Origin of the sequence: Gilliamella bombi, from assembly GCF_900103255.1 — a bacterium.
GTDB classification, from domain to species: domain Bacteria; phylum Pseudomonadota; class Gammaproteobacteria; order Enterobacterales; family Orbaceae; genus Gilliamella; species Gilliamella bombi.
Genome location: NZ_FMWS01000014.1, coordinates 127,250 through 142,985, shown reverse-complemented (window position 1 = coordinate 142,985; position 15,736 = coordinate 127,250). Strand labels below are relative to the sequence as shown.

The following is a 15,736-nucleotide window of genomic DNA, read 5'->3' as shown; positions in this document are numbered from 1 at the left end:
AAAAATAAACCAAATATAACTTAAGATACTATGATTTTTTACATTTCAAGGCAACCTGTAGCGGAACCTTAATTCATAAAGCTAATAACGCTTTTTTTATTATATTATTATTTTTTTGCGATAAAAACAGCTCGTATTGGGGCAGGGTAGCCTTCAATTGTTTTGGTTGAATCATCTGGATCTAAAAAGTTGGCCAGAGAATCTGATGTCATCCATTCAGTTTTGCGTTGTTCATCAAAATTAGTTAATGATATATCAACCATTCTTACATCTGAATACCCACATTTTTCCAGCCAATTAATCATTGTAGGAGTAGAAGGTATAAAATAGACATTACGCATTTGTGCATAACGATCACCTGGCATTAACGCTTGATGTAATTCTCCATCAATAACCAAAGTTTCAAGTACTAGTTGTCCACCTTCAACCAATTGCTCCTTCAATTGGAATAAATGGTCAAGTGGCGAGCGGCGATGATATAAAACCCCCATTGAAAATACGGTATCAAAAGCATTAAGTTTAGGGAGATGTTCAATTCCAAGTGGTAATAAATGTGCTCGCTGATCGTTACCTAGTAGTTTACGAATAGCTTCAAATTGGCATAGATAAAGCGCCATAGGATCAATTCCGACAGCAAGTTTTGCTCCAGCGCCAATCATTCGCCATAAATGATAACCACTGTTACAACCCACATCCAAAACAATTTTATCTTCTAAACAATCAATATGATTAATTAAGCGTTCCCATTTCCAATCTGAACGCCATTCTGTATCAATATCAATTCCATACAAGTGAAAAGGACCTTTGCGCCATGGCATCATATTTTTTAATAATTGTGTTATCCTCTGCTGTTCACCCGTAGAAAGAGGCTCTTTTGATTTCGCTGTGACACTATGTAATAAATCAATTTGATAAGGTGAGATGGATGGTAAATGTTTAATACTGTTTAGCCATTGATTAAAGCGACTATCTATGTTTTGTTTTTGCCAATTTGCGAGTTGTGCAGGTAATACTTCAAGCCAACTACTAAGTCTATTTTTTGCGATAATCTGGTAAAAATCACCAAAATCAATCATTCTGTTATCCTTTATCAATTACGCTTAAATTAATCTGTTATTTTATGGCAATAATAGAACCAAAATTAAAACATTGGAACCAAGTGTCAATGTGTTTAAAACCAGCTTTAGATAGTCGCTGTTTATGTGTTTCGATAGTATCTGTTAGCATGACGTTTTCCAGCATGTTACGTTTTTGACTGATTTCAAGCTCACTATAGCCGTTAGCACGTTTAAAATCATGATGCATATTAAATAGTAATTCATCAATGCAGGTATCACTAAAACTAAATTTTTCAGATAGGACTAAAATGCCATTTGGTTTTAACGCATTATAGATATTATTTAAAACACGTTGACGATTTTCAGGAGTTAAAAATTGTAAGGTGAAGTTGAGTACAACCATTGATGCGTTTTGCATGTTAATATGGCAAATATCATCACAAATTACGTCTACAGGTGTGCTTGATTTGTAGGATTCAATATGCCGCTTACAACGTTCAACCATTGGCTGAGAATTATCAACCGCAATAATATGGCAATTTTCTTGATTGACATTGCGTCGAATAGATAATGTAGCAGCGCCTAATGAACAACCTAAATCATAAATCATTGAATTAGGTTGTACAAATCTTCCAGCTAGCATGCCGATCATCGAGATAATATTAGAATAACCAGGAACAGATCGCTGCACCATATCAGGAAAAACTTCGGCAACTTTCTCATCAAAAGTCCAATCCCCCAATTTTTCAATAGGTGTGATGAATAATTGGTCTTTTTTAATATCCATAAAAAGTTATTGGTACGAAAAAAAATAATTTTGTTATCATATCATTATTCGTCTTCAATTGTTCAGATAATTATGAGTTTTATTTATTTTTCTATTTTATTTATGATGATAGTGATCAGTATTTTAATGATTGCTTATTTAGGTAAACGATGGGCATTTTGGTTCAATTTTCATTTTACTGGTTATTCTAAAATCATCTATTGGTTAATTGTTGCAATTGCTGGATTATCACTGGTGCTTTCTAGGGCATTAGATGGTATTTTTAATAAGCTATCTCTGATTTTTAATATTATTTTTGCTGGATTTTTGTGTAGTATTTTTATTTTATTGATTTTTGATGCGATCTATTTGCTCTGCAAAAAAAAATTAAAGCCTAACTTACTGCTTAGAATTGTTTATGTAAGTTTAGTTTTTTCACTATTTTATTACAGCCATGAAATGGCAATTAGTCCGAAAACCGTTTATTATCAAGTAAAAATAGATAAACCTGCTCATGTTGAAAATCTGCGTATTGTGCAGCTTAGTGATATTCATATTAATGAATTAACTTCGAGTGGATTTATTCAGCAAATGATAGATAAAGTAAATCAATTAAATGCAGATTTTATTGTAATTACAGGTGATACATTAGATAAACGTTTGGCGCCCTTTACAGAACTAGGTTTTGATAAGCAATTTCAGCAGTTAAAATCGAAACATGGTACCTACGTTATTTTTGGAAACCACGAATATTTAAATATTAGAAATCAAAATAATAGTGAAGAGAATATTATTAATGCTTTTAAGCAAGCAAAAATGAAGGTTTTAAAAGATGATATTGTATATCTTGATGATATAGGAATTACATTAATTGGGCGAGATGATTTTTCTTCTGTGCTTTATGATGTGAAAAGATCCACATTAGCTGATTTGATGATGTTTGCAGATAAAAATACACCCGTTATTTTATTAGATCACCAACCCAAAGATCTTACTGAACCAGCAAAGTTAGGTGTTGATTTAATGATTTCTGGGCATACTCATGCTGGGCAAATATTTCCAATTAACCTTATTGAAAAATTAATGTATAAAAACGCTTATGGTTTGTATCAAAATGAAGATAATAACTTTACTAGCATAGTAAGTAGTGGATATGGTTTTTGGGGACCACCTATTCGCTTAATGACTCGCTCTGAAATTGTGGTGATTGATGTTGTATTTAAAAAAAGTACACAATAAATAGATTTATCTAAATAGGAATTTTACTTTGTCTTATCAACTTATTGTTAATAATGATCAGCTAACTGAGTTTTGTTCAAAAATCGAAAAAAGCTCAGCGATTGCATTAGATACAGAATTTGTACGTACGTGTACATTTTATCCACATTTAGGGCTATTGCAGGTCTTTGATGGAAAACATGCTGCATTAATTGATCCAATTACTATTAGTGATTGGCAAGATTTTTTAACGATCTTAAAAAATCCTAAAATTGAAAAGTATTTCCACTCGTGCAGTGAAGATATCGAGGTTTTCCTTTATTACTTTGGAATGGTACCAACTCCTATTATTGATAGCCAAATATTGGCTTCTTTTTTAGATAATCCATTAAGTTCTGGTTATGCCAGTTTAGTAAAAAAATATTTAGAAGTAGAGCTAGATAAAAGTGAAACTCGAACAGACTGGTTAAAACGACCATTAACCGAAAAACAGTGTGAGTACGCTATTAATGATGTGTTCTATCTTTTTCCATTGGTAAACATTCTAAAATCACAATTAACCGAAAATGATTATTTGCAAGCCGCTTATCAAGAGTGCCAAATGGCGGTGGCTCGTAAATGTACAGTGATAGATCCAAACAATGCTTATCTAAATATTAAAAATAGTTGGCAATTGAAAGGGAAAAGTCTAGGTCAATTGTATAAATTAGCCAGTTGGCGATATAAATTGTCCAAAGAGCAAGATATCGCTTTAAATTTTGTTATACGCGAAGAAGTTTTGTGGAAAATAGCACGTTATTTACCCTCTTCATTAGCTGAACTTGATAAATTAGGGATGAAAGGTAAAGAAATTCGTTTATATGGGCAAAAAATTCTCGATATTTTATCTGAACCGATACCCGAGGTACCACTTATTCGTAGAATTAATACTTATCCCGATTTCAAGAAGATCTCGGATGAATTAAAAAAAGCGGCTCAAATCATTTCATCAAAAACAGGGCTTAATCAAGATTTATTACTTTCGCGCCGATTAATTAATCAATATATTAAATGGAAAATTGATAAAAAAGGTGACGTACCAGAAATATTAACTGGTTGGCGTCAACCCTTGTTTAGTGAATATTGTTTGTGATTTCAGTATGCTATTTTTTAAAAAAGTTTAGGCTAGCTCGCTTAACATTGATTCAACAATTAAGGACGATTGTGTGGCTGCAAGTTTTAAAAATGACTGAAAATCCATTGCTGATTCATTATCACCATTATCTGAGATTGCCCTTACCACTACAAACGGTACCTTAAATAGCCAGCAGACATGCCCAATTGCTGCGGCTTCCATTTCTACCGCTATGGCATTTGGAAAGGTTTGTTTGATTCGTTCTAATGTATCTTTACCATTAATAAATGCATCACCACTACCAATTGAGCCTTCAACTGCATTAACACCTTGTTTTTTTATACATGATTTGGCTAATGATTGATATTGTTGGCTTGCTTCAAATACAACTGGGCAACCGGACATTTGCCCTGGTTTATAACCAAAAGCGGTTAAATCGACATCATGATAAAATACGTCTTTTGATACGATAATGTCACCAATATTGAGTTCGGTTGAAAGTCCTCCAGCTGAACCCGTATTAATAACGGCATCAACCTTGTAATTATTTAATAATAATGTTGTGCCTGAAGCTGCGGCTACTTTACCAATGCCTGATTGAAGTAGAACTATTTCACAACCGGCAATTTGACCAAGGTGAAAATCACAACCTAAATGGCGTTCAACTTGATAATGGGTAATTTTACTTTTTAATATGGCAACTTCTTCTTCCATTGCAGCAATAATAGCGATTTTCATACGATCCTCTGGCTTAGTTTGGGTAACTTCTATTTAAGTGTGATATCATAATTGCAGAAGATTAGCTTGACAATATATGAATAAAACGGAGATAAAAATTGAAAACAATTTTTATTACAGGCTGTTCAAGTGGAATAGGACTTATTTCAGCCATTGCATTAAAAAAACGTGGTTATCGCGTTATTGCGTCTTGTCGCAAAAAGTCTGACCAGCAAAAATTAATTGAACAAGGATTTGAAACCGTATTACTTGATTTAGATAATCCTGATTCTGTTCATTTAGCCGCTAAAGAAGTGTTAACTATGACAGGCGGACAATTATATGCATTATTTAATAATGCCGGCTTTGGAGTATATGGGCGATTAGCAACAATTAGCCGAGAGCAGTTAGAGTCTCAATTCTCAACCAATTTCTTTGGTGTACATCAGTTAACTCAGTTACTACTTCCTGCAATGCTTGCAGAAAATGAAGGACGTATTATTCAAACCAGCTCAATTGTTGGCATTGTTGCCACTCCTGGTAGAGGAGCTTATTCAGCAAGTAAATATGCTTTAGAAGCATGGTCTGATGTACTAAGATTAGAATTAGCTAATACCAATATCAAAGTTAGTTTAATTGAACCTGGGCCATTAAAAACGTATTTTTCAAATAATGTTAATCAAATAGAAAAAGAAAATATTGTAAAAAATCCACCTATTGCCAAACGATTTACGTTACCGCCAGAAGCTTTGTTACCTTACTTATTTCATGCGCTTGAGCATAGAACTCCCAAAATACGTTACAGGGTAACAAAAGTAACAAAAATAGCGGCTATTGCTAAACGTTTGCTTCCTGATAGATTAATGGATAGAATTTTAAAAAATAAATAATGAATCAAAGTATTCTTAGGACATAATATGCAAAATCAATTTATTTTTGATGTTAATGAACAAAATATTCAAGAGATTATAAAAAGATCTTCTCAATCCCCTGTGTTGTTTTATTTTTGGTCATCAAGAAGTCCCAATTATGAAGCAATGACTCAAACTTTAACTAAATTAGCTAATGAACATCATGGTCAATTTATTTTGGCAAGTGTTAATTGCGATGAAGAGCAAATGCTGGCTGCTCAATTTGGTTTGCGGGCCATTCCAACTGTTTATTTATTTCAAAATGGTCAACCTGTTGATGGCTTTCAAGGTCCTCAATCCGAAGAAACCATTAAAACTTTTTTAGAAAAAGTGCTACCAAATGAAGATGAGCTTAAATTAATTGAAGCTCAAAATTTATTTCATGAGGCTAAATATGAAGAAGCATTACCACTGTTACGGCAAACCTGGAAATCACTAACCGATCATTTGGGTAAACCAAGAACCGATATTGCATTAATGCTAATAAAATCACAAATTGAACTTAAACAGCTAAGTGAAGCAAAAGAAGTGCTGGCAACTATTCCGCTACAAGATCAAGATTCAAGCTATCATGGATTACAAGCCGAAATTGAATTACTTGAACAAGCGGCTAATTCACCAGAACTACAACAATTACAGGCAGAATTTGCTCAACATCCTGATAACGTTGAACTAATGATTCAATTGTCTTCCCAATTAATGCATGTAGGACGTCATGAGGAAGCATTAGAGTTGTTGTTCAAACCATTGACAAAAGATCTTAATGCTGGTGACGGGCAAGTGAAGAAAACATTACTCGATTTATTGGCGGCATTAGGAACAAGTAATCCGTTAGCTAGTAGTTATCGACGTAAATTGTATACTTTATTATATTAAGATTTATGAAATTTAAACTGGAACGAATTTTTAAGCGTTTACTTATAGGTTTATTGTTTTTGCTAAGTATAAACAGTGGGTTTGCTATTATATGTGCTTCTTATGTTCGTTCTCTAAAAAAAGATATACATAGAAGTAAAATCGATGAACTAAATAAAAAATTAGCACAAAAAAATTCGAATATAAAAATTATTGATAGAGACTTATAAAGTTAAACGATTCAACAATAAACTATTGTTGAATCCACTTTATTTAGTGTTCAATAATGCGAGGAAAATCTTCGTTACTACGCAATGTTAAGACTTCAACTCCATTATCGGTAACTAAAATAGTATGTTCATATTGAGCGGAAAGTCCATGATCTTTGGTTTTAACTGTCCAGCCATCTTTCATGGTACGGGTACGCCAATCACCCGTATTTATCATTGGTTCAATGGTAAAGGTCATTCCTGGTTTTAAAATTACACCGCCGTCATCAGCATCATAATGTAAAACTTGAGGTTCGTCATGATAGACTTCACCAATACCATGACCACAGTATTCTCTAACAGATGAAAATCCAAATTTATCAACATGTTTTTGAATGGTTTTACCAATTTCTTTTAGACGGATACCTGGTTTTATAATTCTAATTGCTTCATATAGACTTTCTTGCGCTACTTGACACAGTTTTTCACCAACAATTGTCGGTTTACCTGCTATGTACATTCTGGATGTATCACCATGATAGCCATCTTTAATAACTGTCACATCAATATTTAGAATATCGCCATCTTTTAACTTTTTGTCAAAACTTGGAATACCATGACAAACCACATCATTAATTGAAATACAACTGGTGTGTTGATAACCATGATAACCAATATTAGCCGGAATAGCCTTTTGGACATTGACGATATGTTCATAACAGATCTTGTCTAGTTCACCTGTAGTAATACCAGGTTTAACATAAGGCTCTATCATTTCTAAAACTTCAGCAGCGAGTTTGCCTGCTATACGCATTTTTTCAATTTCAGCTGGGGTTTTTAACTTTATAGACATTAATTTTTTCCTTTAATATTAATGACAATATCCTATCATACAGCACTATTTCGTCAAATTATACCAGAGAATTAATTATACCTTTTTCTTATATTCCTATAATTTTTTTGTAAAAAAGTTTCAGGAAAATATATGTTTTAGTATAAAATTCAAAACTATTGTTATATTCGTTCGATATTCTGTATATAATTATACCCATTATAAAAAAGGCTTTAATCGCAATGCAATGTCGCTTTTACCAACAAAAAAAGTGTTTATCTTGTCAATGGATTGAACATCCTTATCATGTACAACTGGCAGAAAAACAAAATAAGTTATTACAACAATTAATCCAATTTAAACCAAACAAGGTTGAAGAACCTTTTGCTAGTCATGAAACCGCTTTTCGTAATAAAGCAAAGATGGCAGTGTTAGGTAGTGTCGAAAAGCCCGTTTTAGGTATACAAACGGGGAATGAGGCCGTCGATTTATGCGATTGTCCTCTTTACTCAAACAGTATGCAAAATATCTTAAAACTTGTTCGAACTTTCATTCGTAAACAAGGGCTTATTCCTTATAATATTAATAAGCGTAAAGGGGAGTTGAAATTTGTTATAATTACTGAAAGTAAAATTGAGAGTACGAGCAACTTTATGTTGCGATTTGTTTTAAAATCACACAAGTTTGTTGCTAAAATAAATAATTCTATTAAACAATTACAAGACAAAATTCAAAACTTAGACGTAATCTCGATAAATATTCAACCAAATCATGCGGCTATTTTAGAAGGTGAAGAAGAAATAGTCTTAACTGATAATTCATTTCTTCCGATAACTTTAAATAACACTCCTCTTTTTATTAAACCTAAAAGCTTTTTTCAAACAAATCCATATGTTGCCAGCAGCCTTTATAAAACAGCAAGTGACTGGATCACAGATTTACCTATTCATTCTATTTGGGATATGTTTTGTGGGGTAGGTGGTTTTGGGTTAAGTTGTGCTAACCTTGTTGCTGAGAAAAATATTAGCCTTACAGGTATTGAAATTAATTCAGATGCAATTGAGTGTGCAACTAAATCAGCAAAAAAATTAGGTTTTAAACAATTAAACTTCAAAGCATTTGACGCAACACAATACGCTACAGCTCAAAAAAATGTACCGGATTTAGTTTTACTAAATCCCCCAAGACGAGGGGCAGGTAAAGTACTTATGCAGTATTTGAAACAAATGGCACCTAATTATATTATGTATTCAAGTTGTAACTTATTTTCATTAGTTGATGATTTAATGTTACTGCCAAATTATCAAATCCAAAAAGTAAAATTATTTGACATGTTTCCGCATACTTCACATATGGAAGTATTAGTTTTATTGCAACGATTATAAATAAAATAGATTTATGATAAATATTATATGTGCTATTTCCTATCCATGAAATAGCTGTTATTTTTTTAAGTTGCCATGTATTTAAGATCGAATTTTTTGTAATAAAAATAGTAAATTATAGTTTTTAGGATTGCTATGTTACGGCGTATAATACTAATTTATTCCAAGTGTTGTCATAAATTAGCCCATCGCATAATTTTAAATTATGTTAATATAAATATTAAATAACTACATTTTAAGGAAGCGCAAAATATGATTCCTGATGTCTCAAAAGCACTTAGTTGGTTAGAAAAACACTACACCATTTTACAAGGTATTCAACGTGGTATTGAACGAGAAACTTTACGTATTTTGCCTGATGGATCATTGTCAAAAACGCCATTTCCTTCAAAAATTGGTGCTGCGTTAACCCACCCTTGGATAACAACTGATTTTGCCGAATCAATGTTAGAATTTATCACGCCAGTTAATACTAATATTGATTATATGTTGACGTTTTTGCGCGATTTGCATCGTTATGCTAGCGTAAATATTGGTGATGAAATGATGTGGCCTTTAAGTATGCCTTGTTTTGTTGCAAACGAAAAAGATATTATTCTTGCTCAATATGGTACTTCTAATGAAGGTCGCTTTAAAACGATTTATCGTGAAGGATTGAAAAACCGCTATGGTGCAATGATGCAGACCATTTCAGGTGTTCACTATAATTTTTCACTACCAACTGCATTTTGGCAAGCAAGAGAAGGGGTTAAAAATACCGAAGAAGGCAAAGCTGTAATTTCTGAAGGTTATTTTACCTTAATACGAAATTATTATCGTTTTGGTTGGGTTATTCCTTATTTATTTGGTGCATCGCCATCAATGTGTTCTTCATTTATTCAAGATCCAGTTAAAGCACAAGCCTTTATTGAACAAACAAATGGCAACTGCTATTTGCCTTATGCAACTTCTTTAAGATTAAGTGATATTGGATACACCAATAATGCTCAAAAACAGCTTGGTATTACTTTTAACCATTTAAATACATATGTTGAGGGACTAAAACGTGCAACGCGCACAAAGTCTGTAGATTTTGCTAAGTTGGGAATTAAAGCGGATGGGCATTATCGCCAATTAAATGATAATGTATTACAGATTGAAAATGAGTTTTACGCACCTATTCGACCTAAACGAGTGCCAATGGCAGGGGAATCTCCATCGGATGCACTTTTGCGTGGTGGTATTGAGTATATTGAAGTAAGAGCATTAGATGTTAATCCATTTTCGCCAATAGGAATTACTGAAGATCAAATACGTTTTATAGATCTATTTTTAATTTGGTGTGCACTAGCACCAGCACCAGAGATGAGTAGTAAAGAACTTGAATGTGCTAAATTGAATTGGAATAAAGTCATAATAGAAGGGCGAAAACCAGGACTTGAGATTGGTATTGGTTGTGAAAGTAATCGAGAGCCATTATCTAAAGTTGGTCACGAATTATTTAAAGATTTGTTACGTGTTGCTGATGTTTTAGATCATCAAGATGATATGCAGCGTTATCGTAATGTTTGTGAACGTCTAGATTTAATGTTTGATCAACCAGAATTAACTTTATCAGCAAGAACATTGCAAGCGATAAGTGATTTAGGTACAGCTGAATTTGGTTTAGCTTTAGCAAATCAATATAAAAAACAACTTATGGTAGAACCTTTAGCATTATTAACTGAAGGTGATTTTGTACAACAACGCCATTTATCTATTGAGAAACAGATAAAGAAAGAGCAAGGAGATACTTTATCTTTTGATGAATATTTGGAAAAATTGAACGCCAAAAATGTTTAAAAAGCGCTGTTATACTTTACGTTATCAGGCAGATAACAAAGTTGAGTTGGTTTTACCTAATCAATCAATAATAGTTAATACGCCATTAATTGATCAAACATCGTTTTCTATTTTAGTTTGGAATATTTTTAAACTAAAAAGGGCTGATTGCATTGATATACTCAAAAACTATGTTGATAAGATTAAACTTATTTTGTTACAAGAAGCTCAAACAACATCGCCGTTACTAAATTTTATTTCACAACACAATAAAATTGCGGATCATGTTCCAGCATATTGTTTTAACGATATTTATGCTGGAGTCATGACAATTTCAGACACTTTGCCAACCTCACTTTTTTCTTTTAGAGAAAAAGAACCATTAATCCGTGTCCCTAAATCTGCTTTAATTACTATTTATCCTATTAGCAATTCCAAACAACAGTTATTAGTTGCTAATATTCATGCCGTAAATTTCAGTATTGGTGTGAAAGTTTATCGCCAGCAAATACACATGCTATTAAATCATATAAAAGAGCATACTGGTCCAGTGATTTTGGCCGGTGATTTTAATGCATGGAGTCGGCAACGATTAAATTTGTTGTATCATTTTGTCCGTTCAATTGAACTTAAGCCAGTTAATTTTTCAGTAGATGTTCGAAAGAGATTTATGGGCAGACCACTTGATTTTGTTTTTTATCGAGGATTACAACTTAATGCGGCTGAAATTATTAGCACAACCGCATCAGATCATAATCCTTTATTAGTAAATTTTAGATTGGATTTGCGTTGACAAGATTAATTGTCAACATATCACCTTCTTGAACTCTAGAATTCTTTAGATTATTCCATTGCAAGATATCGGTAATTTTCACACGATAATTTTGAGCTATAGAGTAGAGGCTATCTCCTGCTTTAACAAGATAAACAATCTTTTTTACATTTTTGGAAAAACTATCCTTACTTACTATACTGTTACTTTGAATAAAACTTGTTCTAAATTCAAACGCCATATTAGAACGAGGAGTATCTTGTAAAAGTTCTGTAATTTCATTCACAACAAGGTTTTCTGCTTGTAGCTTTTTGAATAAACTTTTAGCATGAGCATAAGGAACAAGCAAATGGAAAGGGCCATTTACTGTTTGTTGCACATATCCAGCATTATAAGTAGCTAACTCATCAAGTGATAGTTCTGAGTATTTAGCAATTTTAGCAAGAGAAATATTTTTTGATATATCAATTCTAACGAGTGAATTTTCATAATTACAATCAGGTAATTTAATTCCATATCGTTTATTATTCTTAACAATATCAATAATTGCTAAAATTTTAGGCACATAGTGCATAGTTTCTGTTGGTAAGTCTAGCGACCAATAATTAATTGGTAAACCTTTAGCCTGATTTCTCTCAATGGCTTTTCTTACTCTACCTTCACCTGCATTATAAGCAGCCAAGGTTAATAGCCAATCACCATCAAAACGCTTATTTAAATTTTGTAAAAGTGAAATAGCTGAATTAGTCGATGCAATTAGATCTCGACGAGCATCAAACGAACTACTTCGCTGTAGTCCATACTCTTTAGCTGTAATAGGAACAAATTGCCATAATCCTGCAGCTTGAGCAGAGGATGTAGCAAGTGGGTCATAAGCGCTTTCAATAAGAGGAATTAAAGCTAGCTCAGCAGGTAAGTTATTTTTATGAAGCTGATTAATAATGTAATAAACATAAGGCTCTGAACGTAACGCAACGGCTTCAAAACCTTTAGGATTACGTAATAATCGTTCTCTTTCCGCGCTAACGCGACTATTTTCTGGAACATTAGCCTCAATCTGATTCAGCATATATTGCCATGGATTTTGAGTGATAGATACATAATTACTGGAACTATTTGTATTATTAGCTGTGTTTTTTGAATACTTTATTCTAACAACAGGATTATATCGTGGTCCATGATGCTGACATGCGATTAAAAACAAACATAACGCTGTAAATATTAATAACTTTTTCATTAGTCCGTAAATTTTACCTAAATTAAGATTAGCATTATACCTAAAAAATATCTTTTTGGCTTCTAAAAAAAACAAACAATTCTAATTCATTATTAATTTTGAACTTATTTTGTAATTTAGTTTCATAACATCGTAAAAATAAATTAATTTTTTTTCGTCAGATAAATTAGACGGTAATGTTATTAATTTATTAGAAATCGAATCTAAATAGCTTTCGATATTTTTGTCATCGGGCAGCATTTGGGACGCAAATGCTAAATTTGATAAAGTATATTCATGACCTGCACAGATTAAAGTATCATTAGGCAGTTGTTTTAATTGTTTTAAAGAATTTAACATTTGTTCATGAGTCCCTTCAAAAATCCTTCCACAACCGGCTGAAAATAAAGTATCTCCGGAAAATAAATAGGGCCTGCAATAATATGCCAAATGACCAAGAGTGTGCCCTGGTACTTCTATAACTTCAAAACTAAAATCACCAATACATACTTTATCTTGTTTGATAAGATAATTAATTGGTAAATTGATTTCACTTGGACCGTAAACATCAATATCTTGATATTGAGCTTTTAATTCGTTTACTCCTCCAGTGTGATCAATATGGTGATGAGTAAGTAAAATTCCAAGGGGTATTAATTTATGCTTATTAATATAATTAATAACAGGTTCGGCTTCCCCAGGATCGATAATTATGGCTTGGTTACTGGCATTTGTTAGAATCCAAATATAATTATCCTTTAACGATGCAATGTTATGTAGTTTATACATTTTAATTTTTTACCATTAATTATAAATTATGTCGTTAAAAGCAAATAAACTTTTTAAAATTGAATAAAAATATTTAATTAATACATTAACCATTTATGCATTGTTCAAATATAGTATCTTGTAGTGTAGGGGATTGAGCTTGTGTTTTAGCTATAATGTCACAACGCTCGTTTTCAATATGTCCAGCATGACCCTTTACCCAAATCCACTCAATTTTGTGAGTTTGTACTACTTGATCAAGCCTTTTCCATAAATCAACATTTTTTACTGGTTTTTTGTTGGCGGTCTTCCAACCATTTTTTTTCCAACCATGTATCCAATTAATAATTCCATTTCGCAAATATTGACTATCAGAATATAATTCAATTTGACAAGGCTGCTTTAATTGCTCTAAAGCAACAATTGCAGCTAATAATTCCATACGATTATTCGTAGTTTTAAAAAAACCTTCTGATAATATTTTTTCGTTTGTTTTATATTTTAAAATTGCAGCATAACCACCAGGACCGGGGTTACCTAGGCAAGAGCCATCAGTATATATTTCAATTTTTTTTAACATCTTTTTAATTTCATTTATGACTATTTAAATTTTTTATTAATTCATTTACTGTAACTCTGTGACTTAAATAAATTAAGGACTATATTAATTTTTGAATGTATCAACTTTAAGGGATTTTGGTGCTAGACTATACCACTAAATAAAAGTTTTTCCCAACGATTGATATAAAAGAGAAGAAAGTGATCCATAATTCTACACGACAAATTGTATTAGATACTGAAACGACAGGTATGAACCAAGAAGGTAATAATCATTATGAAGGACATAAGATTATTGAAATTGGCGCTGTTGAAATTATTAATCGACGTTTAACTGGTAACCATTTTCATGTTTACATAAACCCCGAACGCTTAATTGATGAAGATGCATTTAAAGTGCATGGAATCAGTGATGATTTTGTTAAAGATAAACCTATATTTAAAAATGTTGCTCACGATTTTATTAAATTTATAGATGGTGCCGAGTTAATTATCCATAATGCATCATTTGACGTAGGTTTTATGGATTATGAATTTCGTCTTTGTGGTCTGGATTTTAAAACAGCTGATCATTGTATTATTACTGATACCTTGGCTATGGCAAGGCGTTTGTTTCCAGGTAAACGTAATAATTTAGATGTGTTATGTGAACGTTATCAGATAGATAATTCCCACCGAACATTGCATGGTGCATTATTAGATGCTGAGATTTTAGCTGAAGTCTATTTAGCTATGACAGGTGGGCAAACGACATTGTCTTTTAGTTCTGAAGATAATAACTCATCTTTATCAGAATCTAATTCAATTAAAAGAGTAGAACGTAATGGTGTGCCTTTGAAAGTAATCAGAGCCACAGGACATGAACTTTCTGAACATGAGATTATTTTAAAAAAAATTGACAAAAAAAGTGGGGGAGCATTGTGGAATATAAATTAATGATTGTTTTGTATTCAATTGATCGTATATTTTAAAAATTTTATTGACGAGAATAAAAATAATCTTTAATATCACGCCTACTTTAACGTTTCGACGTTAAAGCTATCAAATAAAGCGGAGCGGTAGTTCAGTTGGTTAGAATACCTGCCTGTCACGCAGGGGGTCGCGGGTTCGAGCCCCGTCCGTTCCGCCAATTCAAATTTTCTAATTACACTTTTATAATATTATTAACATCGCCATACCTGTATTGAATTGAATACTTAAACTTTTCTAAGTCACATATTAATAATATTTAAAAAATGGCTTTTTATAATTATAGGTAGTACTTTATTTTTATTGAGGACAGTTAGTATTTTCGTGCCGCTCCTACCAACAGTGCTTTTTTATTTATTAACGACCTATTTTTTGAACAATATCTCAGATCGTCTTTATAGCTATTTTACTGATAATCATGAATATCAAACTTATATATAAAAAAGAAAGCAACAAAAATAAATTTGTTTGAAATGTTAGCAATGGCCTTAATTGTATTGTAAATACCTTTTATTTTATTATTTTAGGAAAAATTAAGAATGCAGTGGGGTATATAGGCAGTAAAAAATTACAGGGTAAGTTACCCTG

At 32.2% G+C, this 15,736-nt stretch carries 15 protein-coding genes, 1 tRNA gene and 1 pseudogene; 10 read left to right on the top strand and 7 right to left on the bottom strand.

Annotated elements, in window-relative coordinates; all coding sequences use genetic code 11:
• Positions 1-107 precede the first annotated feature (107 nt).
• Positions 108-1,076, bottom strand: coding sequence for a tRNA 5-methoxyuridine(34)/uridine 5-oxyacetic acid(34) synthase CmoB (gene cmoB / locus B9N71_RS03225; RefSeq protein WP_034910556.1), 969 nt, complete (start codon positions 1,074-1,076; stop codon positions 108-110).
• Positions 1,077-1,113: 37 nt separating this feature from the next.
• Positions 1,114-1,845, bottom strand: coding sequence for a carboxy-S-adenosyl-L-methionine synthase CmoA (gene cmoA, locus B9N71_RS03220; RefSeq protein WP_065561420.1), 732 nt, complete (start codon positions 1,843-1,845; stop codon positions 1,114-1,116).
• A 72-nt stretch (positions 1,846-1,917) separates the two neighbouring features.
• On the opposite strand from cmoA, the gene B9N71_RS03215 reads away from it, so the two are divergent.
• Both B9N71_RS03215 and rnd read left to right on the top strand, forming a co-directional pair.
• Positions 1,918-3,063, top strand: coding sequence for a metallophosphoesterase (locus B9N71_RS03215; protein ID WP_143422002.1), 1,146 nt, complete (start codon positions 1,918-1,920; stop codon positions 3,061-3,063).
• Positions 3,064-3,091: 28 nt separating this feature from the next.
• On the top strand, positions 3,092-4,174 hold the full coding sequence (gene rnd, locus B9N71_RS03210) for a ribonuclease D (RefSeq protein WP_065561422.1): 1,083 nt from the start codon (positions 3,092-3,094) through the stop codon (positions 4,172-4,174).
• Between the two features lie 27 nt (positions 4,175-4,201).
• On the opposite strand, the gene B9N71_RS03205 is transcribed toward rnd, so the two are convergent.
• Entirely contained in the window at positions 4,202-4,894 is a 693-nt protein-coding gene (locus B9N71_RS03205) for a 5'-methylthioadenosine/adenosylhomocysteine nucleosidase (RefSeq protein ID WP_065607417.1), read from the bottom strand.
• A 98-nt stretch (positions 4,895-4,992) separates the two neighbouring features.
• Between B9N71_RS03205 and B9N71_RS03200 the strand changes: the two genes are divergently transcribed.
• Positions 4,993-5,763, top strand: coding sequence for an SDR family oxidoreductase (locus B9N71_RS03200; protein ID WP_065589815.1), 771 nt, complete (start codon positions 4,993-4,995; stop codon positions 5,761-5,763).
• A gap of 27 nt (positions 5,764-5,790) precedes the next feature.
• Positions 5,791-6,660, top strand: coding sequence for a co-chaperone YbbN (locus tag B9N71_RS03195; RefSeq protein ID WP_065589816.1), 870 nt, complete (start codon positions 5,791-5,793; stop codon positions 6,658-6,660).
• 252 nt (positions 6,661-6,912) lie between these two features.
• Here the strand turns inward: B9N71_RS03195 and map are convergent, their stop codons facing one another.
• Positions 6,913-7,701: a type I methionyl aminopeptidase gene (gene map, locus B9N71_RS03185; RefSeq protein WP_085164077.1), complete on the bottom strand. Its 789-nt coding sequence runs from the start codon at positions 7,699-7,701 to the stop codon at positions 6,913-6,915.
• A 221-nt stretch (positions 7,702-7,922) separates the two neighbouring features.
• Between map and rlmC the strand changes: the two genes are divergently transcribed.
• From rlmC to B9N71_RS03170, 3 genes are all read left to right on the top strand, one after another.
• The gene (gene rlmC, locus B9N71_RS03180; RefSeq protein WP_085164076.1) at positions 7,923-9,065 is read left to right on the top strand and encodes a 23S rRNA (uracil(747)-C(5))-methyltransferase RlmC; all 1,143 of its coding nucleotides are present in this window, start codon (positions 7,923-7,925) and stop codon (positions 9,063-9,065) included.
• Between the two features lie 252 nt (positions 9,066-9,317).
• On the top strand, positions 9,318-10,886 hold the full coding sequence (gene gshA, locus B9N71_RS03175) for a glutamate--cysteine ligase (RefSeq protein ID WP_065589819.1): 1,569 nt from the start codon (positions 9,318-9,320) through the stop codon (positions 10,884-10,886).
• Positions 10,879-11,658 carry an endonuclease/exonuclease/phosphatase family protein gene (locus tag B9N71_RS03170; protein ID WP_085164075.1) on the top strand — a complete coding sequence of 260 codons (780 nt, stop codon included), beginning with the start codon at positions 10,879-10,881 and terminating at the stop codon, positions 11,656-11,658. Before gshA ends, B9N71_RS03170 begins: the two co-directional genes overlap by 8 nt.
• On the opposite strand, the gene B9N71_RS03165 is transcribed toward B9N71_RS03170, so the two are convergent.
• The 3 genes and pseudogenes from B9N71_RS03165 to rnhA form a co-directional block, all read right to left on the bottom strand.
• A complete protein-coding gene (locus B9N71_RS03165) occupies positions 11,639-12,874 on the bottom strand; it encodes a transglycosylase SLT domain-containing protein (protein WP_065639678.1) in 1,236 nt (411 codons plus the stop codon). The genes B9N71_RS03170 and B9N71_RS03165 overlap by 20 nt on opposite strands.
• A gap of 40 nt (positions 12,875-12,914) precedes the next feature.
• Positions 12,915-13,642, bottom strand: a pseudogene (gene gloB, locus B9N71_RS03160) (hydroxyacylglutathione hydrolase).
• 85 nt (positions 13,643-13,727) lie between these two features.
• Positions 13,728-14,201 (bottom strand): ribonuclease HI, encoded by a 474-nt coding sequence (gene rnhA / locus B9N71_RS03155; protein WP_065589823.1) that lies wholly within the window; start codon positions 14,199-14,201, stop codon positions 13,728-13,730.
• 179 nt (positions 14,202-14,380) lie between these two features.
• Here rnhA and dnaQ point away from each other — a divergent pair, with 179 nt between their 5' ends.
• The 3 genes from dnaQ to B9N71_RS13470 all read left to right on the top strand — a co-directional run bounded on the left by dnaQ (position 14,381) and on the right by B9N71_RS13470 (position 15,589).
• On the top strand, positions 14,381-15,115 hold the full coding sequence (dnaQ, locus tag B9N71_RS03150; protein WP_244178508.1) for a DNA polymerase III subunit epsilon: 735 nt from the start codon (positions 14,381-14,383) through the stop codon (positions 15,113-15,115).
• A 116-nt stretch (positions 15,116-15,231) separates the two neighbouring features.
• A tRNA-Asp gene (locus B9N71_RS03145) sits at positions 15,232-15,308 on the top strand.
• Positions 15,309-15,394: 86 nt separating this feature from the next.
• Complete coding sequence (locus tag B9N71_RS13470; RefSeq protein WP_085164073.1) at positions 15,395-15,589, top strand: DUF454 family protein; 195 nt, start codon at positions 15,395-15,397, stop codon at positions 15,587-15,589.
• Positions 15,590-15,736 lie beyond the last annotated feature (147 nt).

Coding starts and splice junctions, on each gene's coding strand:
- cmoB (WP_034910556.1), bottom strand. CDS start 1,076: ATGATTGATTTTGGTGATTTTTACCAGATTATCGCAAAAAATAGACTT.
- cmoA (WP_065561420.1), bottom strand. CDS start 1,845: ATGGATATTAAAAAAGACCAATTATTCATCACACCTATTGAAAAATTG.
- B9N71_RS03215 (WP_143422002.1), top strand. CDS start 1,918: ATGAGTTTTATTTATTTTTCTATTTTATTTATGATGATAGTGATCAGT.
- B9N71_RS03205 (WP_065607417.1), bottom strand. CDS start 4,894: ATGAAAATCGCTATTATTGCTGCAATGGAAGAAGAAGTTGCCATATTA.
- B9N71_RS03195 (WP_065589816.1), top strand. CDS start 5,791: ATGCAAAATCAATTTATTTTTGATGTTAATGAACAAAATATTCAAGAG.
- map (WP_085164077.1), bottom strand. CDS start 7,701: ATGTCTATAAAGTTAAAAACCCCAGCTGAAATTGAAAAAATGCGTATA.
- rlmC (WP_085164076.1), top strand. CDS start 7,923: ATGCAATGTCGCTTTTACCAACAAAAAAAGTGTTTATCTTGTCAATGG.
- gshA (WP_065589819.1), top strand. CDS start 9,318: ATGATTCCTGATGTCTCAAAAGCACTTAGTTGGTTAGAAAAACACTAC.
- B9N71_RS03170 (WP_085164075.1), top strand. CDS start 10,879: ATGTTTAAAAAGCGCTGTTATACTTTACGTTATCAGGCAGATAACAAA.
- B9N71_RS03165 (WP_065639678.1), bottom strand. CDS start 12,874: ATGAAAAAGTTATTAATATTTACAGCGTTATGTTTGTTTTTAATCGCA.
- rnhA (WP_065589823.1), bottom strand. CDS start 14,201: ATGTTAAAAAAAATTGAAATATATACTGATGGCTCTTGCCTAGGTAAC.